Annotated in this window: 19 protein-coding genes; 14 read left to right on the top strand and 5 right to left on the bottom strand. The window is 42.9% G+C overall.

What is annotated here, in order from left to right; genetic code table 11:
• The first annotated feature begins 37 nt into the window (after positions 1-37).
• The 5 genes from pabC (at position 38) to LSG37_RS12865 (ending at position 4,041) form a co-directional block, all read left to right on the top strand.
• The gene (gene pabC / locus LSG37_RS12885; protein ID WP_233080264.1) at positions 38-802 is read left to right on the top strand and encodes an aminodeoxychorismate lyase; all 765 of its coding nucleotides are present in this window, start codon (positions 38-40) and stop codon (positions 800-802) included.
• A complete protein-coding gene (mltG, locus tag LSG37_RS12880) occupies positions 799-1,815 on the top strand; it encodes an endolytic transglycosylase MltG (protein WP_233080263.1) in 1,017 nt (338 codons plus the stop codon). Before pabC ends, mltG begins: the two co-directional genes overlap by 4 nt.
• A 35-nt stretch (positions 1,816-1,850) precedes the next feature.
• Complete coding sequence (tmk, locus tag LSG37_RS12875) at positions 1,851-2,177, top strand: dTMP kinase (protein WP_233080262.1); 327 nt, start codon at positions 1,851-1,853, stop codon at positions 2,175-2,177.
• A gap of 319 nt (positions 2,178-2,496) precedes the next feature.
• Positions 2,497-3,135, top strand: a complete 639-nt coding sequence (gene tmk, locus LSG37_RS12870) for a dTMP kinase (protein WP_233080261.1) — start codon at positions 2,497-2,499, stop codon at positions 3,133-3,135.
• Between the two features lie 21 nt (positions 3,136-3,156).
• On the top strand, positions 3,157-4,041 hold the full coding sequence (locus LSG37_RS12865; protein ID WP_233080260.1) for a bacteriophage abortive infection AbiH family protein: 885 nt from the start codon (positions 3,157-3,159) through the stop codon (positions 4,039-4,041).
• A 708-nt stretch (positions 4,042-4,749) separates the two neighbouring features.
• Here LSG37_RS12865 and LSG37_RS12860 read toward each other — a convergent pair.
• Both LSG37_RS12860 and LSG37_RS12855 read right to left on the bottom strand, forming a co-directional pair.
• The gene (locus LSG37_RS12860; RefSeq protein ID WP_233080259.1) at positions 4,750-6,075 is read right to left on the bottom strand and encodes a hypothetical protein; all 1,326 of its coding nucleotides are present in this window, start codon (positions 6,073-6,075) and stop codon (positions 4,750-4,752) included.
• A 229-nt stretch (positions 6,076-6,304) separates the two neighbouring features.
• Positions 6,305-7,234 carry a hypothetical protein gene (locus tag LSG37_RS12855; protein ID WP_233080258.1) on the bottom strand — a complete coding sequence of 310 codons (930 nt, stop codon included), beginning with the start codon at positions 7,232-7,234 and terminating at the stop codon, positions 6,305-6,307.
• A gap of 1,095 nt (positions 7,235-8,329) precedes the next feature.
• On the opposite strand from LSG37_RS12855, the gene LSG37_RS12850 reads away from it, so the two are divergent.
• The 6 genes from LSG37_RS12850 to LSG37_RS12825 all read left to right on the top strand — a co-directional run bounded on the left by LSG37_RS12850 (position 8,330) and on the right by LSG37_RS12825 (position 14,991).
• Positions 8,330-8,683, top strand: a complete 354-nt coding sequence (locus tag LSG37_RS12850; protein WP_233080257.1) for a hypothetical protein — start codon at positions 8,330-8,332, stop codon at positions 8,681-8,683.
• A 181-nt stretch (positions 8,684-8,864) separates the two neighbouring features.
• Positions 8,865-10,001, top strand: a complete 1,137-nt coding sequence (locus tag LSG37_RS12845) for a hypothetical protein (protein WP_233080256.1) — start codon at positions 8,865-8,867, stop codon at positions 9,999-10,001.
• Positions 10,002-10,261: 260 nt separating this feature from the next.
• Complete coding sequence (locus LSG37_RS12840) at positions 10,262-10,939, top strand: SOS response-associated peptidase family protein (protein ID WP_233080255.1); 678 nt, start codon at positions 10,262-10,264, stop codon at positions 10,937-10,939.
• A 209-nt stretch (positions 10,940-11,148) separates the two neighbouring features.
• Positions 11,149-11,592, top strand: a complete 444-nt coding sequence (umuD, locus tag LSG37_RS12835) for a translesion error-prone DNA polymerase V autoproteolytic subunit (protein ID WP_233080254.1) — start codon at positions 11,149-11,151, stop codon at positions 11,590-11,592.
• A gap of 1 nt (position 11,593) precedes the next feature.
• Complete coding sequence (gene umuC / locus LSG37_RS12830; RefSeq protein ID WP_233080253.1) at positions 11,594-12,871, top strand: translesion error-prone DNA polymerase V subunit UmuC; 1,278 nt, start codon at positions 11,594-11,596, stop codon at positions 12,869-12,871.
• Between the two features lie 353 nt (positions 12,872-13,224).
• A complete protein-coding gene (locus LSG37_RS12825; RefSeq protein WP_233080252.1) occupies positions 13,225-14,991 on the top strand; it encodes a hypothetical protein in 1,767 nt (588 codons plus the stop codon).
• A 592-nt stretch (positions 14,992-15,583) separates the two neighbouring features.
• On the opposite strand, the gene LSG37_RS12820 is transcribed toward LSG37_RS12825, so the two are convergent.
• From LSG37_RS12820 to LSG37_RS12810, 3 genes are read right to left on the bottom strand one after another with little or no spacing between them, the layout of a single operon-like run.
• Positions 15,584-16,945 (bottom strand): ATP-binding protein, encoded by a 1,362-nt coding sequence (locus LSG37_RS12820; RefSeq protein WP_233080251.1) that lies wholly within the window; start codon positions 16,943-16,945, stop codon positions 15,584-15,586.
• Positions 16,946-16,958: 13 nt separating this feature from the next.
• On the bottom strand, positions 16,959-17,627 hold the full coding sequence (locus tag LSG37_RS12815; RefSeq protein WP_233010363.1) for a response regulator: 669 nt from the start codon (positions 17,625-17,627) through the stop codon (positions 16,959-16,961).
• Between the two features lie 18 nt (positions 17,628-17,645).
• Positions 17,646-18,002, bottom strand: a complete 357-nt coding sequence (locus tag LSG37_RS12810; RefSeq protein WP_127019319.1) for a diacylglycerol kinase — start codon at positions 18,000-18,002, stop codon at positions 17,646-17,648.
• 276 nt (positions 18,003-18,278) lie between these two features.
• Between LSG37_RS12810 and LSG37_RS12805 the strand changes: the two genes are divergently transcribed.
• The 3 genes from LSG37_RS12805 (at position 18,279) to LSG37_RS12795 (ending at position 22,840) form a co-directional block, all read left to right on the top strand.
• Positions 18,279-20,102, top strand: coding sequence for an LTA synthase family protein (locus LSG37_RS12805; RefSeq protein WP_233080250.1), 1,824 nt, complete (start codon positions 18,279-18,281; stop codon positions 20,100-20,102).
• Between the two features lie 283 nt (positions 20,103-20,385).
• Positions 20,386-21,195 (top strand): phosphatase PAP2 family protein, encoded by an 810-nt coding sequence (locus tag LSG37_RS21420; protein WP_233080249.1) that lies wholly within the window; start codon positions 20,386-20,388, stop codon positions 21,193-21,195.
• The gene (locus tag LSG37_RS12795) at positions 21,188-22,840 is read left to right on the top strand and encodes a phosphoethanolamine transferase (protein WP_233080248.1); all 1,653 of its coding nucleotides are present in this window, start codon (positions 21,188-21,190) and stop codon (positions 22,838-22,840) included. Before LSG37_RS21420 ends, LSG37_RS12795 begins: the two co-directional genes overlap by 8 nt.
• The last annotated feature ends 15 nt before the right edge of the window (positions 22,841-22,855 follow it).

Genomic DNA, 22,855 nt, shown 5'->3' with positions numbered 1-22,855 from the left:
TCGGCCAGATTTTTTCAAATGATGTGGACTGGCATTGATGCTTTACCTGCAGGCTCCCAACAGCACAGATCGCAGTTTTCAGTATGGTGACGGACTTTTTACCACGGTGCGGGTAAAAGACGGCAAAGCCATGCTATGGGATTTGCATCTTGAACGTTTAGTTTTAGGGGCCAGACGTTTACTGATCAATGAATTTGATACCAATGAACTGACCAGAAAAGTGCAGCAAAGTATTTCAGCACCTGACCAAGTAATTAAAGTACTGATCAGCCGTGGGCAGGCAGGCAGAGGCTATAGCCCACAAGGTATTGAATCGCCTTGCTGTTATATCAGCACTGCAGCTTTACCAGATTACAGTGATTGGCAGCAACAGGGCATTCGCCTGGGGGTGGCACAATTGAAACTGGCACAGCAACCTGCTTTGGCTGGTTTAAAACACAACAACAGGCTGGAGCAGGTGCTGATCAAAGCTGAATTAGCTCAAAGCGGTTTTGATGAAGTTGTGGTGCAGGATCAAAGTGGCGCTGTGATTGAAGTGTCAGCCGCCAATCTGATGTTTTGTAAAGAAGGCCAGTGGTTTACTGCTGCGCTGGATCAGGCAGGTGTCTGTGGGGTTATGCGCCAACATCTGATGGCTCATCTGCTGGTCACCGAAGGCAACTTTGGCCTTGTTGATCTGCAGCAAGCCGATGCCCTATTGATTTGTAATGCCCTGATGGGTGTAGTGCCGGTGAAGGAATTTGCCGGGCAAACTAAAAATATCGAACTGGTACGTCAGTTTGTCAGCGGAGTTGAGCTTTGATCCGAACTTTATTTGTGGTCCTGTTAGTTGCACTGCTTAGTTATCTGGGGTTAAGTCATGTATGGCAGCAGTACAGCCAGAGTACTTTAGCGCTGACTGAGCCTTACATCGAAATTAAAGCGGGCGACAGCGCGATGAAGCTGTGTCGCAGTTGGCAGCAACAACAACTGCTGAGTAACGCCCAATGCCGTTGGTTATCTATTTATTTGCGTATGCATCCTGAATTAGCAAAATTGCATCAGGGCGTATACAAAGTACCCACAGATCAAAAGCCAACCCGTTTATTGCAAATGTTGCATTTATTCGCCAGTGGCAAAGTGGCGCAATTCTCTTTTAGCATCAAAGAAGGGGAAACTTTAAGCCAAAGCTTAAAACGTATGGCTGAAGCACAATACTTAAAACACGATCTGGCCGAAGATACAGATATGGTGGCTTTAGCCCAATGGCCAGACAATTGGGGTGACAAACCAAGCAATGCTGAGGCTTTGTTTTTTGCTGAAACCTATAATTACACCGCCAACAGCACCAGTACTGAATTATTAAAACGCGCTAATCAGTTATTGATCCAACGTTTACAGCAGGCCTGGGATAGTCGACAGCCTCAACTGCCCTACAAAACACCTTATGAATTGCTGATCATGGCTTCTATTATCGAAAAAGAAAGTGGCCATGAACCCGAGAAACCTCTTGTCAGCTCGGTTTTTGTGAATCGACTGGCGCTTGGAATGAGATTACAAACAGACCCAACTGTTATTTACGGTTTAGGCGATAGTTTTAATGGAGACATCACCAGAGCTGATTTGCGCAATCCACATCTCTATAATACCTATCAGCATTTTGGCTTACCTCCAGGTCCAATAGCTGCGCCAAGTGGCAGTTCTATTATTGCTGCTGCTCAGCCTGCGCAAAGTGACTGGCTGTATTTTGTCTCCAAAGGCGATGGTACACATCAGTTTTCCCGCACTCTTGCTGAGCATAATGCTGCAGTGCGGCAGTATATTTTAAGAAAGTGAATTTTAGGTAAGAGAATTTTGGAAAAGAAAAAACCATGACAACTTCAGGTCGTTTTATTGTAGTGGAAGGACTGGAAGGCGCCGGTAAAACCAGTGCTATCCGCACTATCCAGCAATGGCTGAACGAACAGCAGATTAAATTTATCAGCACCCGTGAGCCAGGTGGTACGCCTTTAGCTGAACAAATACGCACTATAGTCAAACAAGTACAGGATGAAAAAGTAGCACCTGAAACCGAACTCTTATTGATGTACGCATCTCGGGTGCAACTGGTCAAAACTGTGATCCAGCCCGCTTTGCAGCAAGGCTGTTGGGTACTGGGTGATCGCCATGATCTTGCGTTATCTCTCGTTCACGGCTAGTGTAAACTCTTATCATCTTATCTTAACCACTGTTTTATATCAAGATATTTAGCTTTTATTTTTAATTTTGTAAATAAATCAAACTTTTGTAATGACTCTAGACCCAATGTAAACTCTTCTAAAGTTCCAAGAGCTGAGTCGAGGTTGCCTATTCAGCGTTCATCGATTCCATGCCGGATCCAGATACAGGAAAGTAGGGTTTACTAACCAAATCCTCATGGTGATTAGATTTAGTCTCTGATGGAGTAGTATTTTTGTTAAAATGTTTACAGTTAAAAAAATTGGCTAGTTGCCAAAAGTTAATGGACTCGGGATCAGAATGAAAAAAGGTTTTATGTTAGTTGTCGATGGAGGCAACGGTGCTGGCAAGACGACTGTTATAGCGACGATCAAGAGCTATCTGGAAGGAAAGGGTGTTGAGGTTGTCGTTACCCGAGAGCCGGGCGGGACTCCTATCGGTGAAAAAATACGCCAGCTGATTCTTGATCCAGATACACCAGAGATATGCGATAAAACTGAGCTTTTTCTGTTTGCAGCAGCTCGTGCACAGCATCTCCATGAGAAAATCTTACCTGCTTTAGAACATGGAAAGGTGGTTGTATCTGACCGTTTTGACACTGCTACGATCAGCTTTCAGCACTATGCGAGAGGTATTGATATTGATCTTATTAATAAGATCAATGGTTCAGCCGTCGGTGACTTTAAACCTGCTATGAATCTGATCCTTGATATCGACCCTGAACTTGGTCTTGAACGAGTTCATCAGCGAGGTGAAAAGCTTGATCGGTTAGAAAAGGAAAAAGTGGCGTTTCTTGAAAAGGCCCGAATGGGTTATTTGAAACAAGCTGAACAAGAGCCGACTCGGTTCCGAATTGTTGATGCCAGCAAGTCTAAGGAATATGTCGAGCAAGAAGCTCTGAAGGTGGTAGAAGAATTACTAACTAAGTACAATTGTTGATTTGCTCTGGTTGATATCAGGATGTCTCGACTAGTCATTATCGGTAATGGTTTCGATCTTTGGCATGGTTTACCTACAAACTATCTTGATTTCTATAAGTATCACAAGAATTCCCTCGATCAACTGGATATGTTTTTCATTGGTGTAGATGGAAAAGCAATACCTTGGTCAGACTTTGAAAATAATCTTAGTTCTTTTGACTGGGAGTCATTTTTTCACAATTATAACGAAATAGATTTCGAAGATGACACTTTCAAACCTAGCATGTTGTATGGTCTTGAGGATGAGTTGGCTGAAGAGGCTGATATTCTTGTAGAGAGTATTCGAGACCTTTTTTGTGAATGGATAAGTTCAATTGTTGTCGCTGATTGTGCGTCCCAAATTACGTTCAATGACAGTGACCGATTCTTAAACTTCAATTACACCTCCACACTACAACTAGTTTACCGAATCTCCGATGATCGAGTGTTTCACATACATGGCCGCGAAGGATATTACGAGGATTTAGTCTTTGGACATGGTGCAGAGATCGTCAATGAGCCTGAGATTGACGAGGAAGGTAACAGCCTTAGAACTCCATTTTCTGACTCTCAAGGCGCAGCAAAGACCCCATTGCACGCTCTAAAAAAGCCTGTGGATGTGATCATTCACAACCATGTTAGTTACTTTGCTTCATTGGTTGATGTAACAGAAATCTTGGTGATCGGTCACTCACTTAACGACATAGATCTACCATATTTTAAGAAAGTATCTGAATGTGCTCCAACGGCTAAATGGACAATAGTATGTTATCAAGAAAGCGAGTTTGAGCGAGTCAGGCTTCAACTGTCATTGTGTAATGTTAGTAAACAAGAACTCATCCTGTTACCTAGTCGCGGTTTTGAAGCAAAATTTACTTCAATCTGAATTAAGGAGATTTGAAGATAAAACTAATTCTGTCGATACTTTAAGAAAACTACTCCGTGACCTGCCACAAGAAGATGATTACCGCGAATCAATAGTTCAAAAAACTAAGCTGTTCGTGTGACTGGAGTATTTCTATAAGCTCCGGTTGCATGTACTTATAAATGTCATCGATGTTCAAGATCGAGATCTTGAACAGGTGTATATCTCCGGTGTGCTCGGTAATCCTATCTTTGTGCCTTTTTTCCATGACAAAAATTAGGTCTGCCCATACCAGCATATCCTCAGAGCATAATGTAGTGCCAAACTTTTCGCAGAATTTTCGACTAAGACCTGCCGACTTGAATTTATAATTCGGGCATTTAATTCGATAGAAATCTTCAGCAGTTCTTGAACGATGTTGATTTGCCGTACACAAAAATAAAACTTTCATATGCTGTTGGCAAAATTTATTGGTTTCAGGAGTGCCAAGTTGGGCCAAGCCCATAGAGACATTAACAATGCTAACTCATACGTGAAAACAGCACAATTTGGTTGTGTTTTGATACTAAGTTGACCGAATTGTTAGAAAGCGTTTAATCCGCCATCAGTTTAGCCCAAAGGCACCAATCTAACCTAACAGCTAGTTATGAGCGAGTTGCAGCTGTTCAGATCAGGCGCTCACGAAAAAACGAATGTCGGCTTTCCTTATCAGCCGACAATAGTCATCAGTTATTTTTTAGTTAGTCGATGCCATATATAAACCGGCATTTTTTTGAAATCTTGATGTTGCCCAACTGAATGAAGAGCTTCAGATGCGCCACCCGCAGCTGCAACTATAAGAGATGGAACTAATGGAAGAGCTGACCCTGAAAGGATTGCAGATGCCATTCCGCATAAAGAGACTAATGAACCTTTTGCCACTGACCGACTGATAGATCTAGTGTTTTTTCTCAACTCATCTATTTGGGGTAGGATTTCATTGGTAAAGTATTGTTGAGCTTTGCTCTCAAAATTTTCTGGTCCAACATCTCTCAAGTGCTCTACGGCGTGTAGAACAGATAAATTAAACCGTTCGATAGCAGCAGGATATTTTTCTCGTAATTCAATGATAGTCTCAGGCCTATCTATATTAATGAAAGTTTTATTTGCATGAAAAAAATTGCAAGCTCTATTGGACGAAGCCACATTTTCTGTGCCTGATCGACTAAGCAGCTCGGATTCAAACTCAGATTCTGTGACGTAAGTATGCCCAAGTCTTCCGGCTAACATAGTTTCATTGTATATATTTCTAAGCCGAACTCTCATTGCCTGATTGATCGTTTGGTAGGACCACCGAGCGAACTGGTCTTTACTCAAGAATTTGTCAGGTTCCCATACCTGTTTAAATCTTATCCCTGTATCGATCTTGCTAACTTCTTCGATTGTTTGGAAAAGATACAGCGAGACTCCTTTTCTCCAGAAATCTCCACTGAAACCGACATTTAAAGCAGGTCTACGATTTTTGGATGCATCTTCATTCAATACGAGCATACTGCCTTCGCCACCTTGCACTACTGACTTAAGACGAGCACGGCTATGTATAAAATCATGCAATTTCTCTGGAATGCTAGACCTGAAAGCATCGTCGGAGTGTAATAGGGGAATTTCATCGCTTGGTCTATTGAAAAGAGAAAGTGGTATTATCTTAACGATTTCCGCTTTGATGAGATGGAAATACGTACAAAATAGTCCGATGCCTTCTTCAATTGTGGATAAACTAATGGTCGAATTTGCAGAGACTAAAGGGTCATCAATTATGATCGATTGATAAATTAGTGATGATGGTAAAATTTTTGATTTTTTTGCTTCCGTAGATTCGGAACTAAATAGTGCGTTAAGGCCGCTAACAGACCTAGAAGTATCCAATTCATCATTATAGGTTTGAATTCTAGCGTTTATATATTGAGAAATCCGAGCTGAAATTTCATTGTCAGGTAGACAGGAAAGATCATAGGGTTTTCCTGATGCTGTAATCAGACCTGCGTCAATCAACAAGCTTATTGCAAGTCTACTCACATTGCCTCCTTAAAAAAGTAACACACTTTTATCGATTAAAAATACAATCATCAACTGATTTTTGTTAAATAGATGTCGTATCGGTTTGTAACCATTGGAATGCAGCTAGCCAGTAAAAAGTCCGCTTTTGACTGATAACGAATTAAAGCTTAGAGCGAATAATAGACGTTGAAGTTTGAATTCACCGACCATACGTCGCGTTATGCGCGAGTTCCAGTGTAATGATGGGTTAGCCACCACCTGATGCAATCATCTGGTAGTAGCTTAGATAAATTTGGCCCGTCTGGGCTGCATGGCGCTTCTTCCTGAGTAGGAGACTTGTGAAATCAATTCGCTCTTCAAAGACAGCCATAAGATCACCGCCATCTACAAGAAGTATTGACGCACCGCCAGCTTGATGTGCGGCAACACCGTCTGCCGAAAAGCCATTAATTGACAGAAATATGCCGAGAGTATTTTCGAGTTTTGTTCTGACCTTATCGGTGAACACCGCCAAGTCGGCTTTAATGACCATTTCCTTTTGCCACTTTGCCTCAAACAAGTACTCAGTGCCTTCTAGAGAAAAAGCACCGTCAATCTGTTCACCGAGATTCTTGAAGGATGCTTTAGGGTCAAGGTCAAACAGCTCAAACAGTTCATACATCACGCGCTCAAGCTCGAAGCCTCTGCTTTGCGCGTTGTCAGAGCTGACCAAAGCCATATATCGGGCTTTAATCGTTTCCAGCTTCTGACGGACGGCGGCGTTTTCCCTAAGTTTCTTTGCGGCAAGTTCCTGCCGCCGCTTTATGTCGTCTTGTTCCTTCTTGATGTCCTGATGAGGTTCAACAAGTTGCTTGAGTTGGTTGACGGCATTGCGCGCTTTATCCATCTTTTGCGGTCCGTCGTCCAAAGGCTTCAGGTGCGAGAAGTCGGTAAGCTTGCAAAGTTCGTAGCAAATTTTGGTTAAGTCACCTAGGTGAGCAGTTGAGTTTGCAACGAGGTAATCAACGACGTCGGATGCAATCTGACGTTTGTAATTTTCCCAGTTGAAGTTGTTCAGAAGCCCAGGCTTGGATAAGCAGAGTTGCAGAAAACCGCGAAGCTCGGATTTGTACCAGTAGACAGAGCATAGAGCCTCTTTAAGGGCTATGATTCCAGCAGGCGATAGCTGTTTTGACAAGTGGTTCTCCCTGTATTGTGGAAGCTAATAATCTGAGATCAAAAGCGGGACGTCTGCTAATCAGACGTTTTTCTGCCAGCGTTTATGATTTTAGTCATACCAAACTAGCGCTGATATACCTCTATTTCAACTGGTTTTTATGGAATAACAAAATTTTTGTCCAACAAAATTAATATAGGCAACAAGCTAGTTATTATTGAATTTACTCAAGCTCGACATCTGGAAGTTTAATTTGTGGTTTAGGCTAACGAAAGAATTTGTTAGCAAAGATATACAACAACGCATTTGGCTGCTTTTGGCACGAAGCTACTATTCGATACAGTGGTACTTTTAATGCAATTTAGCAGTAAACTTCGGTAAGTCAGCTGTGTATGTAACGCTTTTCACATACACTTTGCAGTGAGTGTATTAGTTTAAGGTTACATAACTGTCAGGAAGCAAATGCAATAACTGTAAAATCATGCAGTAGCATCGAGTCATGCTATGGTGTTACCAATTATGACTGGCGCACTTCTAAATTATTAGTTTGATGGTATATAGCACCCTTCAATCGAGTTGAACAAAGCATCTGCCTATCGAAGTCTGCGATTATGCGGGGCGCTCAGCTAGGAACATATCCTTACACAAACATGAAGAATCTTTGACATAGGAGGGAAAGAATTTTGAAATATGAATCGGGAACTTAAGCTCTCTCACACTGATAATAAACACATCAATACTCAGGATGTGCTTGCATACATCACAAACGACTTATCCTAGCCTGTTCACGCTTGGTAAGGTCGCACTAAACGCGGTGAGTTAGCACCAAAGTCACACTGCAAACTAGGGTCCAATATTGTCATCAATATACATTTCATCTGTCTCGTTAATTCACATGGGTTAATCATAGCGCTATCGTAATTTTTGCGCAATTTAGTTGCATTTTGATACTAACTCATAGAAATCCGGTGTTAAGCCTATATAATAACGGCAAGAGTAGCGACGAGCTGCTTGTAACCATCTAATACAAAGTGGATTCACTCGTCAATTCAATAACTTATCTGTGAACTCAGGCAGTTGCAGCGCGGTGGGCTACATACTGTTTTTGGGATCAGTATGTCTGTTAATAAGCAAAAACTACTTGAGAATGTGAAACGGCAGGGAAAGCGATTTGCTGATCTTCTCGATATCCCTTTGAACGACGCTCAATTTTTGCTCGCAAAACACATCTATAAAGAAAACTCATTTAAAGATATCAAAGCCAAAATAAGAGCGGGTAAAGTCACTGAGAGAATTTTTTTAGCGTCCGTCGATCCAGAAAGTGATGATATGAATACCCATTTTCTTAGTGCATTTGGTGACTTATTATTGTCTGTAGGCAATAGTCCTATTGCTGCGTTATATCCTGGTTCAGCAAGAGATTTATTGATGAAGACATTTTGTCTATCCGAAGAAAAGTTCGAGGGTTGACGCAAAGACTTCCATTTTAATTGCTTCGTCACTATGATAATGGTCGGTTGACTGAACAGCCTGCACCTGCCATTTATCTCAGGGCGAAGTGGATTCATTCAGAAAATTCGTATTTACGTTAATAGAGCGAGCCTTGGCGGGTGTTCGTTTTATGTACTTTCTATATGAGAGAAACGTGAGTATGTCTGATAATAATTTACTTAAAAATATTTTTCTTCAAGCCAAACGGACCTCTAAAATTCTTGATGTCCCGTTGACCAAAGCTAAAGATCTGATCGCTCGATCAATCTATGAATGTCATGATTTTCGAGACTTGAGCAGCAAACTAAAAAATAATGGTTTGAAAGCCTCTGTATATCAATACTGCAAGCTACACCCAAAGTCAGCTGAATCTAAAAGCCATGTCCAAAACAACATTCAACTTCTGGCTGAGCGCTTTTCTAGATATTTGACAGCACCTTTAACTCAGATGCCGTTGTTGGATTTAGTTTGGAAAATATTTGGATTTCAAAACCAGGTCAGTTTGGAACAAATCTTACCGTCTATTCTGTTAGATGACTGGAAGCCTTACAGCCCTGTTTCGAAAGACGTAGATAGTGTCATTTATTGTGATATCAGAATAAATAATATTGCATTCAAAGTGTTAGCTGCAAAAATAGTGACTGCATATATGTTTGCTGATAGCAGTCTAAATGAGCTTTTAGCATTGAAACATGAACTTTCAAGATACAAATTTGCGCCGATAATGTGGAGTACTCGGCTGAGTTGGGAAAATGAGATAGAAGCATATTTTGGAGCAATAAGACGTCGAGGTACAGCTCGGGATTCATTTTTCGACAGACTCGTTTTACCGAAGACAATACATCAAAAAGTATTTCAAGATACGCTTTACGAAGCAATGATAGCGTTATCACAAGAGTTCGCTGGTACAAATATCCGATACTGCAACTTTGGGCGAGAAACATACTTTGCAGTAGGTTTTCCGATATTTGCTCAAACAGCGTCGAAACAATGTTCCGACTTTTATCTGTCATGTGGTGATATTCGAAATGGAAAATGTTTGCTATGTCTCGGTGATAATATCCTTGCTCTAGAACTGTTTGAAGTCAATGCCGATGGCGATTTTATCGGTGATGCGGAACACTACTATCAAACGCTGTCGTTCAGTTTACAGCTGTTCGAAGACGCGACAAAAGAGTATGTAATGATCGACGGGAAACATTATGAAGCATATATACGATCTTGTACGGATGCTGAGTATGCACTTTATAAAAATCCTGCGATTGCGTTGGCTGATAACTTTCTTGAAGCTCAATGATTAAAAAGTAAGAAGGGACTTGTGTGATCGTGACAAACAGCTCTTTATGTGAGGCTTTGGCCGGTAATTGGGAGTCTCTGAGCTTCTAACGATACCCTTAAAATTTATCGTAATATAAAAATGATGAGAATAAGCCTCTTAAACTAATCAATAAATCGATATTTTGATTAGACTATTAGTTTGTTTACCCTGAGGTCTGACTTGTAAAGTCTCTTTCTCTCGCTAGAGTATAACAAAAGTAAGAATACTGGTTGTTGACAATGTGCGGACGTTTGAATGTCATTGACTGCCCCGAAGTGATCGATCTCTGTGGTCAGTTGGGGATCACTTTCGAAGATAATAAGCCTAGGACTGGTCGTTTTATTCGTGCTGCCAGCACCATTTCTGTTGTCATAGAAAAACAGAATAGGCGGGAAATACAGGATGCAGTCTGGTGGTTACTGTTAGAGCAAACTGAAACCGGATTTAAGCCTTCTTCTTATACCAGCTTTAATACGCGATATGACAAGCTTGATGTTATCCGTTCTGCGGGATATCAGAGCTTTCGGCATCAGCGTTGTATTATCCCGGCAAAGGGCTTTGGTGAAACTGAGCAGGTGAATGGTAAGCCCGTATACCATGATTTTACAGCTGAAGATGGTTTGGCTTTAGGTGGCTTGTATCGGGAGTGGGTGCATCAGGTTACAGGGGAGATAGTGTACAGCTGTTCCGTCATAACATTGCCACCCCATCCAAAGTTAATGGCCTACCATACAAAAGCATCTCCACTGATATTATCAGAAGACTATTACGACGCCTGGCTGTCACCAAGCGCAGATATCGCTGAATTTAGACCTCTGCTAGAACCTCATTTGTGTGTTGGCCTTACAGGATATAAAGTAAAAAAACCAAGCCAGCCTGACCCTCTAGGCGATGAATTTTACCTACAGCCGGATTAATGAGTGTTGAAAAAGAGCCGTTGATTAGTTAAGAAATATCTGAATAATATCAATGAGTGTGGGCCGACAGCGTTAGCCTTTGTCTTCTGGCAGGAAGTGACAGAGTGAATGTTGACGGCCTTCGCTTTTTCTAAAGCTTGGTAACTCCCATTGACATTCCGTAAAAATCAGCGATCATTAGCTGTGTTTATATACAGTATCATGGTGCTATGACAATTCAGTTTATCGGGTTCGCAGAACCTACTACCCACTTCAACATTCCTTTATACCAGAGCAAAATCCCTGCCGGATTCCCTTCGCCAGCACAGGACTATGTGGAACAAACACTTGATTTAAACGAGCTTTGTATCAAGCGGCCAGCCGCCACTTATTTTGTCCGGGTCGAGGGAGATTCGATGATTGAAGCTGGTATTCATCCTGACGATATTTTGGTAATAGACCGCTCAGTAACACCGCAGCACGGTGATATAGTTATTGCTCAGGTCAATGGTGAGTTTACAGTGAAAGAGCTGGCTTTAATGCCTGAGGTGCAGTTGATCCCACGCAATAAAGCCTACCCACCCATAACCTTTACTGATGATGCTGAGTTAGTGCTATTTGGCGTAGTCACCAATATAGTCAGGCAGATGATCCGCTCAAAACGAGCGCAGTAGTATGAGTCGTGTATTTGCTTTGGTGGACTGCAATAACTTCTATGCTTCATGCGAAAAGCTGTTCCGCCCTGATTTAACCAATCGCGCTGTGGTGGTGCTGTCGAATAACGATGGTTGTGTAGTGGCCCGGTCAAAAGAGGCCAAGGCTATGGGCATCAAAATGGGAGTTCCGGTTTTTCAGATAAGGGAGCTGTTAGAGAAAAACAACGTAGTGGCTTTTTCGTCCAACTATGCGCTTTATGCAGATATGTCCGCTCGAGTGATGCGTACTTTAGAAGAAATGGCACCGGCAGTTGAGGTATATAGCATCGACGAGGCTTTTATCGATTTGTCTGGAGTGGCCAGTGCAGTGAACTTAACAGAATTTGGCCATCAAATTCGCCAACGTGTTCAACAGTGGGTAGGTATTACAGTTTGTGTGGGAATAGCGCCAACTAAGACCTTGGCAAAGTTGGCCAACTATGGCGCTAAGTCATGGCTCAAAACTGGTGGTGTGGTGGATTTAATCAGTAAGGAGCGTCAACGCAAGCTGATGGCTTTACTGCCTGTGAATGAGGTGTGGGGTATTGGTGGCAGGCTTACTAAGCGGCTGGAAGAAATGGGTATTCATACGGTGCTGGATTTAGCCGATGCACCCACTAAGCTGATACGCCAGCAATTTTCAGTGGTGGTCGAGCGTACAGTGATGGAGCTAAACGGTGAATCCTGTATTGAGCTTGAAGACATACCGCCTACTAAAAAAGAGATTGTCAGCTCAAGAGCCTTTGGCGAGCGAGTCACAGAGCTGGCTGCAATGCACGAGGCCATAGCTGAATACGTGCACAGAGCCTGTAAAAAACTAAGGCGAGAGCGATGCCAGGCGAAACGCATCAGTGTCTTTTTAAGAACTAGCCCTTTTAGTGATCATCAACTAGATCCTTACTACTCAAATAGCAGAAACGCAGAACTAAGCTACCCATCGGACGATACACGCGATTTTTTGCATGTAGCCAGTAAGCTACTGGATAGTATTTGGAAAGAGGGTTTTCGGTATGCCAAGGCTGGTGTCATGTTATCTGACTTCTACGCCGATGGCGTTTGTCAGCAAGACTTATTCGCCACTAGTGACACAGTTCGGGGTAACTCTGCATTAATGGGGCTGATGGACCAAATTAACGAGCAAATGCCAAACTCTCTATACTTTGCCAGCAAAGGCACTAATCAAGTCTGGGGGATGAAGCGAGAGCTGTTATCACCTGCGTTTACCACTAGCTGGAATTCTCTGCCCAAAGCTAGGTAGCTAATAATTAAATTTGTTTAGTGCTAAAAGCGGTTGACCAAAATTTCTCAAACTGAATCGCCGCTTCTCACTGAAAGCGAACTTTACAGATACCAAAGAAAACACGGATCTCGAAAATATTGAGACTTCAATGCATTGTCAAAACGTTATAAAAACTTGCATTATGCATGTCTTGTTTCTGCAAGTACCATTTATCAGGCTATGATGATGTGGCCAAAATTAGTTTACCACTACAGTAATCGACGCAAGCGTTTTACATTTATTGGTTCTAATCGACATAAGCTTGAGTCAAATCCATTATGTCCATTTGTTTTTAGTAGATTGATTTTCGAACAAATTTCAGGAAGATGTGTATGAGTGATAAGAGTGGTTATTTAATTTCTCTATTTCGTGAATTTAAAACTAAAAGATTCAAAGCAGAACCATCTAAATCTTTTACTAATTTTGTTAGGGTGATTGCTCTCTGTGATGGAGCTTTAGCACTCTATGCTCTTTGGTTGTTAGCTAGCGTTATAACTCCAACGACGATTAATGGCAGCTTTTTGCATTATTTTTTTGAAGGAATATTCAGTCTTAAATTTATAGCCGTCATTGGGATAATTTTTTTTGTTGAGATGACCATCAAGATACTTGAATGGTTAAATTTCGTAAAAGACCCACATTCGTGCGTCAGTTGGCTTTGTTCTAGACCAATGTCTATGCCGATGTTCAATTTGATAACACTGGTTGTTGGTATATGGGCAAGCGTGAACAGTGCTGCAATTTTGGCATGGATCGAAGGAAATACACAAAAAAACATAAGTCATTTCGAATTATCCAAGGCAATCGAAGCAAATAAGGATTACACCAGTTTAGTCACAACGATCAGTCGTATGGATTCCCCTTCTAATTCAATTCCCAATGGCACGAGATTTTTTGTGTGGGCTTTGTTTCTGAGCTTCGCTGGCATGTATGTGAATCAGCGAGATGCTAAAAGAAAGGAGCATGCCAAGGAAATTATAGAGAGTGAGCGAAGTAAGACGATCTCTACTTTAATTGAGCTTGCCCCAGCTTCAGACTTTCATGAGCTACTCGGAAATTACATCGACGTAATAGAAGACTTTAGCTTCGAAGTTTTTTCACAACAAAGAGAAGAGGTGACTGAAGAAAAGTTCAGTTTTGAATCAAATGAAATAAAAGCAGAACAGCTAGAACGGAAAATATTGGAAACTATTGTCCTGCAAGAGAACTATATTCGGGCAGCACTATATGCTATGGGGCGTTTGGCTGCATCATTTGACCAAGCTACCGTCTCGCAGAATGCAGATGTTAGATACCGAGTGAACCTGATGATGAAATATAAAACTGACGCTTTAGGAAATTTATCGGGCCAACACAGGTATTTTCCGTCTATTAAAGTGACTCCAGATTTTTATTTAGAAATGAATAACATTCTTTCTGTTGTTCTGATCGATGACTGGCCTAGTTTATTGGAGTATGAAGTTCAGGACAAGGACAAGGACAAGGACAAGGACAAGGACAAGGTAAAGAAAGTTAGGATTTTTGATTCTGATAAGGATCAGCGGGACTGTGTACTGCCTGTCTTTGTGTCTGACCATAGTAAACTCAACGCCGGTAAAAGTGGTGCTCCATCTGCGCTTACAAACTACAATTTGTTCGGTGCGCCAGAAAGTATTAGAACGGGACAACCCCAGTATATTGAGGATACCGTCAAAGAGGTCGAACTATGGCGAGCTGACGGGGGAGTACAGGAGTTAGCTGATGAGGCTAGGGACTACTTTGTAAAGAATGCCAAGGCAAAATCCCTAATCTCAATACCACTATCGACATCTCGTTATAATAAAGACCATCTGGAACCTTCCAAGATGATCGCTGCTCTAAACATCATTCGAGATGAGAAAGGTATGCTAAGTAATTCGAAGAAAGCTCAGCAGTTTTTCCACATCACGAGACCTATAATTATCTCGCTATCGAGAATGCTGAACGTTTATGCAACGATCTTGCTTGAGAGAGCGACTGTTGGTAAGATATTAGAAGAGCAAGTAAAGGAGCAGAAAAATGATTCAGAAAAAAAATCTGACAGTTGCAGAGAAGCTTCTCATACACAAGAAGGCTCGTGAAGCCGCGCAGAAGCTGGTAGAAAAAGGTCTGTCTGCTTTTGTTGCAAAAGCTCGTACTCAAAACTGACTAGAAAGCTCCTATTTGGAGCTTTTTCGCTTTTTTAGCACCTCGAAATTCTCAGATAACCTTCTAGTCTTAAGTCAGAACCGTCCTCTTGTAAATTACTCAGAAAGAGTGTATTAACGAGTATTTTTTATTGCCCAAACAAATGTCAACAGAAGTTGACTGGGATGCCTAGAGTCTTTTTAAGACTTTAGGGCAATGTAAGAGTTGATTTGTACGCATCAGATAAATGACTTCTCTGCATCGCTATGCAACTGATGACTGAGTTGCTCTATAATTCAGAAGTCTAGGCTAGACTGAATTTAGCCACCGAATAAGATTTGTTATAACACTCTGGATTTTCGAAAAAACGAATGTCCGTGATTAAGGCAAATGAGATTGCCTACGCTCTCAATTTAGATCGTCCGAACACCTGGAACTCACTGAAAGCAGACAATCGGCTTGACGTACTCATAGTCCATTTCGAAGCACTTCAAACAAAATCTGAACCAACACAATACTTCTGTGAGACTTCAGAAACATCTAAACTTAAGCACTAAATATCACAGTGGTGATAACTAATCTGGACTCAAGCGAATAAGACAGCTCAGCGTTATGCAACTCCAGTATTTTTGTGGTAATGGAGATACCAAGACCTGCGCCACTGATGTGTTGATTGCTCTGATGGCGATAAAAACGTTCTCCCATTCGTTCTAAATCAACGTCTATGCCTTCAGGTAGTTCGTTGCATATCGTTAATACAAGTTTGTTTTCAACTACGTGAGCAGTGATCCTGACATGACTTTGTACTTTCGCGTACTTTGCAGCGTTATCCAACAGATTCCGAAGGGCTGCTACCAACAAACTAGGTTCAGCGCGAAGCTCAAGTGAGGGGTCTATATCAAGGTCCCATTCCACTTTGTCCAATAAGCCAACGTCAACCAGAGCAAGGCTCTCTTCAATAAGTGAAATCAGTTTAAGACTGGTAAGTTTCAGCTGCCCTGAGTGTTCCAGCTTTTCCGTTTCCATCAATTGGCTGACCAGATGTGACAGACGTTTTGTGCTGATAAGAATGGCATTAGCAGCGGCGTCGGTTTCTTCTTTGGACGTCGATTTTTTAATATTGTCTGCATGAACCAACAAAATACTGAGCGGTGTTCTGAGTTCATGCGAGGCATCGGCTATAAAGCGTTTCTCTTTGACTAAATAGCTTTTTAAGTCCTTCAAAAGCTGATTAATCGCGATTTGAAAGGGCCTTAATTCGACAGGTAAGGTTATATCTATGGGAGTCAGCATAGACGGTTTAGTTGTGGCCAGTTCCTTCGATAAATCCCGAATGGGTTTAATGCCCCAGTAAACAGCTATCCAAATCAGGATGGTAATAGGGAGCAGCGCGATACTCAGCGGGATCAACTGATCTAACGCCAGATAAAAACTAAGTTCTCCACGAACATCTTCTCTCTGTCCTGTGAATATCCAATAGCCATGCTCTCTGTTGTAGGTGCTATAACAAATCCAGCGCCGGTTATCATGAAACACTTCGTGATAGCCTGATGTTCTGGGAGCCAGCTCCCGATCACTGGCGTTCGCTGACTTCATCAGCAGTTTCCCATCTGTTGACCACACCTGAAACGCCACTTTGTTTTCGTATTTGTGCCCCTCTGGCCTGCGCTCCTCTGCGGAAGTTCGCTCAATACCATCTTCGGCAATCTGAGGGACATAAACAATCAGGGGATCTGTGTGGTCAAGAGAGAGCGAGTTTTGTATCAGCAGTTGGTCTAAAAGACGTGCGTATTGAGTCAGTTGGGCATCAAAAAGCTCATCCAATTCGTGGTGAGTGCTGGAGTACGTAATGAACCCGGTAATCACCATCAGAAGTAAAACAACGCTGTTTACACCGAGTAAAATCATTCGGCGTATGCTGTTAATCCTCATACTGATTTACCATCATGTAACCAATACCCCGTATCGTTTTAATACACTCAGGCTTAGTTTTTTTTCGCAGGTTGTGAATATGCACCTCTATCGAATTACTCTCTGTCTCTCCGGTCCAGCCGTTGCTCAGCTCTTCCAGATGCTGGCGGGATAGAATTTTACCCTGATGCAACATAAACTCTTTTAGCAACAGAAATTCGCGGGTGGTTAGGTATATTAAACGGTCTTGGTAGCGGCATTCATGCACGGTTAAATCCATCGTTAAGTCCGCGCATTGCAACTGATCCAATTGGCGCTGTTGATGACGCCTTACGAGCACACGCAACCTTGCTTCAATTTCCCTGCTATCGCAGGGCTTTAGCACGTAATCGTCAGCACCCGCGTTTAATGCTTCTATTTTTGTTTCTAAATGATCCCAGGCAGTCAGGATCAGTATTGGGATGCCGTGCTTTAAATTCCGCAACGATTTAATCACATTGAGTGCCAGACCATCTGGCAAACCTAAATCCAAAATCATCAGTTCAAACTGACTTTCACTGGCCGCCTGGATCGCTTGTTTTCCGGTCGTGCATAGCTCCACGCGGTAGTTCATTCGTGTCAGCGCCGTACTCAGTCCCTGAGCCAGTAATAGGTCGTCTTCTACCAGTAAAATTCGCATGGCAACACCTGTTGGTACTTAGTACAGAATAATAAACCAGACGAGAGCGGTTGTGATAAGGCTGGCAAGGACTGCCGCAGAGCCGATATCTTTCGCTTTACCGCTAAGTTCGTGGTACTCACTGCCAATTCTGTCCACAACAGCTTCGATGCCAGTGTTCAACAGCTCCACAATAAAGACCAGAAACAGACTCAATACCAATAAAGCTCGCTCGGCAGCGGATACCTCAACCAGCAAGGAAATGGGAAGCAGCAGTGCTAAAGCAATAACTTCCTGCCTGATGGCTGCTTCAGAGGCCCAGCTGCTGCGAAGCCCTTGCCATGAGTACAGCGTCGCAAAATAAAGTCGGTTGAATCCAGTGGCTTTCGATTTCATGTCAGGGTCCGTCAATGTCGGTATAAAGAAACTCACAATAACTTTATTTTCTTAAGAGACTCTTAAGTTTCGCTCGTTATTCTGCATTGCGTTTTAGGATGACAAGGCGAAGTAATGACCAATACTAATAAGAAACGACCTTCTTTTTTTCCATCTATTGTCTGTGGTCCCTACACCCATTTATTTAGGATGCTGCTGCTTGGCATCGTATTGCTGAGTCTGAGTCGCCTTGGTTTAGTGCTGTGGCATTATGAGCGGGTGCTGGCGACCGGAAAAATGTCAGAGATTTTGTTGCAAGGTATTCGTGCTGACCTCATTGTCTTGTGCCTGTGGGCATCGATTCCCGTTCTTTTGGCGCCACTGTTTGCAAACCGTTTTTTACAACACAGTTGGTTTAAATTCACCTACCTGTGGAGTCTTGCTGGTTTAATTGGATTGCTCTTTATGGAGCTTGCGTCTCCGGCATTTATACTGCAATACGACGTCAGGCCTAACCGCTTATTTATCGAGTATCTGAAGTACCCCAAAGAAGTTTTTTCTACCTTATGGCATGGCTTTCGTCTGCCTTTTTTAGCTGGTTTTTTGTTTACCGCGCTGTTTGGGTTTGCACTTGCTCTATTGCTTAAGCTTCCCTTCGTAAAACTTCGAGTTTGGTCAGTCAAGCACACCATTGTGTTATGGCCTCTGGCTGTATTTCTGGTATTTGCTGGCGTCCGCTCAACCACAGATCACAGACCCGCTAATCCAGCCCTGTTTGCGATCACCGGAGATTCTATGGTGAATTCTTTGGTGATAAGCTCAGGCTATTCCGTGCTTTATGCCCTGTATAGCATGAAGCACGAAGCGCGTTCGACGGAAATGTACGGCAAGTTATCGACTGAGGATATGTTGAAATATGGCCTGGATTGGCCCTGGTTAAAAACTTACAGGTTTACCGATCCAGACTATCCGACGTTGCATTTTCAAACGGCTACAAAAAAACGAGAGAAACCCTTAAACGTTGTTATTGTTTTGCAGGAAAGTCTGGGGGCAACCTTTGTTCAATCCCTTGGAGGCGAGCCAGTTACGCCGCAGCTTGAGCAGTTAAAAACTCAAGGCATGTGGTTTCAGAATCTCTATGCCACTGGTACACGCTCAGTGCGTGGTATCGAAGCAGTGGTTGCAGGCTTTTCACCAACCCCCGCACAAAGCGTGGTGAAGCTTTCGAATAGCCAGCAAAACTTCACAACACTTGCCTCTGTATTAAAATCCAATGGATACCACACCCAGTTTATTTATGGTGGCGAAGCACATTTTGACAATATGAGAAGCTTTTTTACCGGCAACGGCATTGATGACATAGTCGATATCAGCCAAATTAAAAACCCAGCTTTTGTAGGCAGTTGGGGAGCCAGTGACGAAGACTTATTTAATACAGCACACCAAAAGCTGAACGCTTTACATCAAGAGGGAAAGCCATTTTTCAGTCTTATCTTTACATCAAGCAATCATGAGCCATTTGAGTTTCCAGATGATCGGATCACTCTGCATGAACAACCCAAAAATACGGCAAACAATGCAGTAAAGTATGCAGATTGGGCCATGGGAAAGTTTTTCGAAAAAGCAAAACAAAGCGACTACTGGCAAGACACGGTATTTTTAATTGTTGCGGATCATGACAACCGTGTTTATGGCAATAACCTCATCCCTGTAGAGAAGTTTCGTATTCCTGGACTAATCTTAGGAGCCGATATCACACCTGAAGTCCTCGAAACGCTGAGTAGTCAGATTGATTTAGCTCCCACTTTGCTGAGCCTGGCGGGTGTGTCTTCCTGCCATACCATGACAGGCCGTGATTTAACTTTGGACAAAACAAGTCCTGGCAGAGCCTTGCTACAGTTTGAAAACTACTTCGCGCTGATGCAACCGGACTCATTAACGATTTTGAAACCCAATGAAGAGACTGTAATTGCGCACTATAATGAACCTACCAAACGACTTGAGCTGTTGGATCGTCAAGCCTCAGCAGTCCAATACAAAAAAGCCTTAGCTCAGGTGCAACTCCCATCGTATTTGTACAGAGAAAGAAAAAACTCCAGTCAGGTTGCTTGCCTGCCGTAGCTGGAATAATGAAGGTTTGAAAAACATCTCTGAACTCGATTTTGGAGCACTCTACTCTTGTATCCAGTGCCCCAAAAAAAGAGTAACTCTGCATATATCAACCGACGTCTCCTGCATAATTACGTGGCTATTCATACCTTGATTGACTAAAAATAACAAATCAATACAAAGGCTTAATTTACTTCTGAATGAATTGATAAATTATTTTCAGACTTAAGTCTCTCTTAAGTTTCACCCGTTAGTCTAGCCATACTTACCCAATTGTATTGAAAGCAGGTTTGCAGTGGCGGAACCAATACGACCCAGCCTATACACCCATCTGATAGCGCCAGTTGCTGGGGCATCTGTGCTTTTTATTCTGGCTTATGGCACTTCATTCGATTTTGGTTTGGCCTCCTTGCTGTTTGATTGGCAAGGCGGAACCTGGGCTTTACAGCATCACTGGCTGACAGAAACTGTACTACATCACTTAGTCAGAGCCATCAATGAAATCCTTGTCTTGGGTTTACTCGGGTACTGGGCATGGCGGCATGTTGCTATACGCGAACGGAGCAAGAACCAACGTGCTTTAGGTGTGTTGTTACTTAGTTTGATGATGAGCTTTGCATCTGTAGCCGTGCTTAAACGGTTGCTACCTATGGAATGTCCATGGGATTTGCTGCAATTTGGTGGCCACAGCGAATTTTGGGGATTGTTTGATACTCGCCCTGAGACGATGTCTCCCAACCAATGTTTCCCAGCCGGACATGCCAGCATAGGGTTTGCGTGGCTAGCACTCTATTACTATTGGCGAGAGCTGAAACCACATCTAGCGCTGCGAGGCATAGTAATTGGGTTAACACTAGGCCTGTTACTGGGCTTTGTGCAGCAACTGCGTGGTGCTCATTTTATTTCACACGATATCGCCACAGCGGCGGTGTGCTGGACTGTGTCTACTGTGCTGTATGGTTTATTTCAGCATGCTCGCGCCTCTGAACTGTCATTCAAATCAGAGCCAGCTTTCACTTCTAAACGGACTACCTCTGCGGACCTGCCGTTGGAACCATCCAAACCCGTACTCTTTGCTACTTCTATGGAGTCCCCTGATGTTTGAGGCTATTTTATCGCAATCAAAAGCAACCTCTGCGGCTTTAAATTCAGGGCAGGAACGGGTATGGCATCCGCTATGGTTTGCTTTGATCTCTGCTCTTGGCATGACATTACTGCTCAATGGTCCTTTTTTGGCTGCGGTTCAGGCCAAAGTTCCAGGACAATATGGTTTGCAGCTGAACTTAATGGCGATATTGTTTTTACTAAACCTGCTGCTTCTGGTGATTTTTAGTTTTCATCGTCTACAAAAGCCTGTTGTGGTGGCACTGTTTGCCATCGGTGCTTTTAGTTATTACTTCATCGATAGTTTTGGCATTGTTGTAGATAAATCCATGCTACAAAACGCCGTAGAAACTGACGCTGCTGAAGCTGCCGGAGTATTAACCATTGGCATGGTATGGCAAGTGATTGGCGTCATGCTGTTCCCTTTGCTTTGCATTGGTCTTATGAAGGTTCGTGCATTGCCTCTGAAACAATTTTTCCGGCATTGGCTGCTTGCGCTGGTTTTAGTGACGCTGAGCCTGTTTAGCCTGGTCGCTTCTGGCTACTCCGAACTCGCGCCTTTCTTTCGTAACTACAGAGAGATAAAGCATTTTGCTTTACCTGTCAGTCCTGTGGCCGCAGCCGTATCTTTGTCATCCGATTTGGTCAAAAAACAATTCCCGACTCAATTTATGCAGTTGGGGCAGGATGCAATGCAGCCTTTGTCCGTGAGAACAGAGAAGCCACGTCTTATCGTGATGGTATTGGGAGAAACAGCCAGGGCCGATCACTTTCAGCTCAACGGCTACACTCGCTCAACCAATCCGCAACTCAGTCATTTACCTGTCTACAGTTTTACTAACGTGAGTTCATGCGGCACTGCTACAGCACATTCTGTGCCTTGTATGTTTTCCAATATGGGCAGAGATCTCTATAAAGAGTCACAGGCTAAAAACAGCAGCAATGTGCTGGATATTCTGCAATACGCTGGTATTGACGTGAGCTGGCTGGACAATAACTCGGGCTGTAAAGGGGTATGTGATCGGGTGCCAACTCAGTTTGTGTTTGAGCAGCAAAAAAATCCATTGTGCCATCAAGGACAATGTCTGGATCAAGTGCTGTTGGATGCATTGGAGCAGCAACTGAAAACACCGCAATCGTCCGATAAGCTGATTGTATTACATCAGTTGGGAAGTCACGGTCCTGAGTATTTCAAACGCAGCAGCGCTAAAGACAAAGCCTTTTTACCGGAATGCACTGATAAGCAACTTCAGCTCTGTGCCCCTTCAGACATCGTCAATGCCTATGACAACAGTATCGTCGCGACAGACCATTTGTTAGCCGCCGTGATTGCGCGCCTTAACAGCCAAAAGAACTACCAGACCGCCATGTTTTACGTCTCTGACCATGGTGAATCTTTAGGTGAAAATGGCATCTACTTGCACGGCTTACCTTATTGGATGGCACCTAAAGCACAAACTCAAGTTCCGCTGCTTTGGTGGATGTCTGAGCCTTATGCATCCTCTGCGAAGCTCACTCCAGAGTGTGTCGCATCAAAACGGCAAGATAGCTTCAGTCACGACAACGTATTTCATAGCTTACTCGGGATGTTTCAAATCAAAACCAGTTTGTATCAAGCAAGCAAAGATATGTTCCGTTCTTGCTAATCCCTAGGTGTCCAT

This window comes from Rheinheimera soli (genome assembly GCF_021290985.1).
Lineage (GTDB): Bacteria > Pseudomonadota > Gammaproteobacteria > Enterobacterales > Alteromonadaceae > Pararheinheimera > Pararheinheimera soli.
This window is presented reverse-complemented; position numbering and strand designations above follow the sequence as displayed.

Bases quoted from the DNA above. Each gene is read 5' to 3' on its own strand.
- pabC (WP_233080264.1), top strand. From the start codon at position 38: ATGCTTTACCTGCAGGCTCCCAACAGCACAGATCGCAGTTTTCAGTAT.
- tmk (WP_233080262.1), top strand. From the start codon at position 1,851: ATGACAACTTCAGGTCGTTTTATTGTAGTGGAAGGACTGGAAGGCGCC.
- tmk (WP_233080261.1), top strand. From the start codon at position 2,497: ATGAAAAAAGGTTTTATGTTAGTTGTCGATGGAGGCAACGGTGCTGGC.
- LSG37_RS12865 (WP_233080260.1), top strand. From the start codon at position 3,157: ATGTCTCGACTAGTCATTATCGGTAATGGTTTCGATCTTTGGCATGGT.
- LSG37_RS12850 (WP_233080257.1), top strand. From the start codon at position 8,330: ATGTCTGTTAATAAGCAAAAACTACTTGAGAATGTGAAACGGCAGGGA.
- LSG37_RS12845 (WP_233080256.1), top strand. From the start codon at position 8,865: ATGTCTGATAATAATTTACTTAAAAATATTTTTCTTCAAGCCAAACGG.
- LSG37_RS12840 (WP_233080255.1), top strand. From the start codon at position 10,262: ATGTGCGGACGTTTGAATGTCATTGACTGCCCCGAAGTGATCGATCTC.
- umuD (WP_233080254.1), top strand. From the start codon at position 11,149: ATGACAATTCAGTTTATCGGGTTCGCAGAACCTACTACCCACTTCAAC.
- umuC (WP_233080253.1), top strand. From the start codon at position 11,594: ATGAGTCGTGTATTTGCTTTGGTGGACTGCAATAACTTCTATGCTTCA.
- LSG37_RS12825 (WP_233080252.1), top strand. From the start codon at position 13,225: ATGAGTGATAAGAGTGGTTATTTAATTTCTCTATTTCGTGAATTTAAA.
- LSG37_RS12820 (WP_233080251.1), bottom strand. From the start codon at position 16,945: ATGATTTTACTCGGTGTAAACAGCGTTGTTTTACTTCTGATGGTGATT.
- LSG37_RS12815 (WP_233010363.1), bottom strand. From the start codon at position 17,627: ATGCGAATTTTACTGGTAGAAGACGACCTATTACTGGCTCAGGGACTG.
- LSG37_RS12810 (WP_127019319.1), bottom strand. From the start codon at position 18,002: ATGAAATCGAAAGCCACTGGATTCAACCGACTTTATTTTGCGACGCTG.
- LSG37_RS12805 (WP_233080250.1), top strand. From the start codon at position 18,279: ATGTCAGAGATTTTGTTGCAAGGTATTCGTGCTGACCTCATTGTCTTG.
- LSG37_RS12795 (WP_233080248.1), top strand. From the start codon at position 21,188: ATGTTTGAGGCTATTTTATCGCAATCAAAAGCAACCTCTGCGGCTTTA.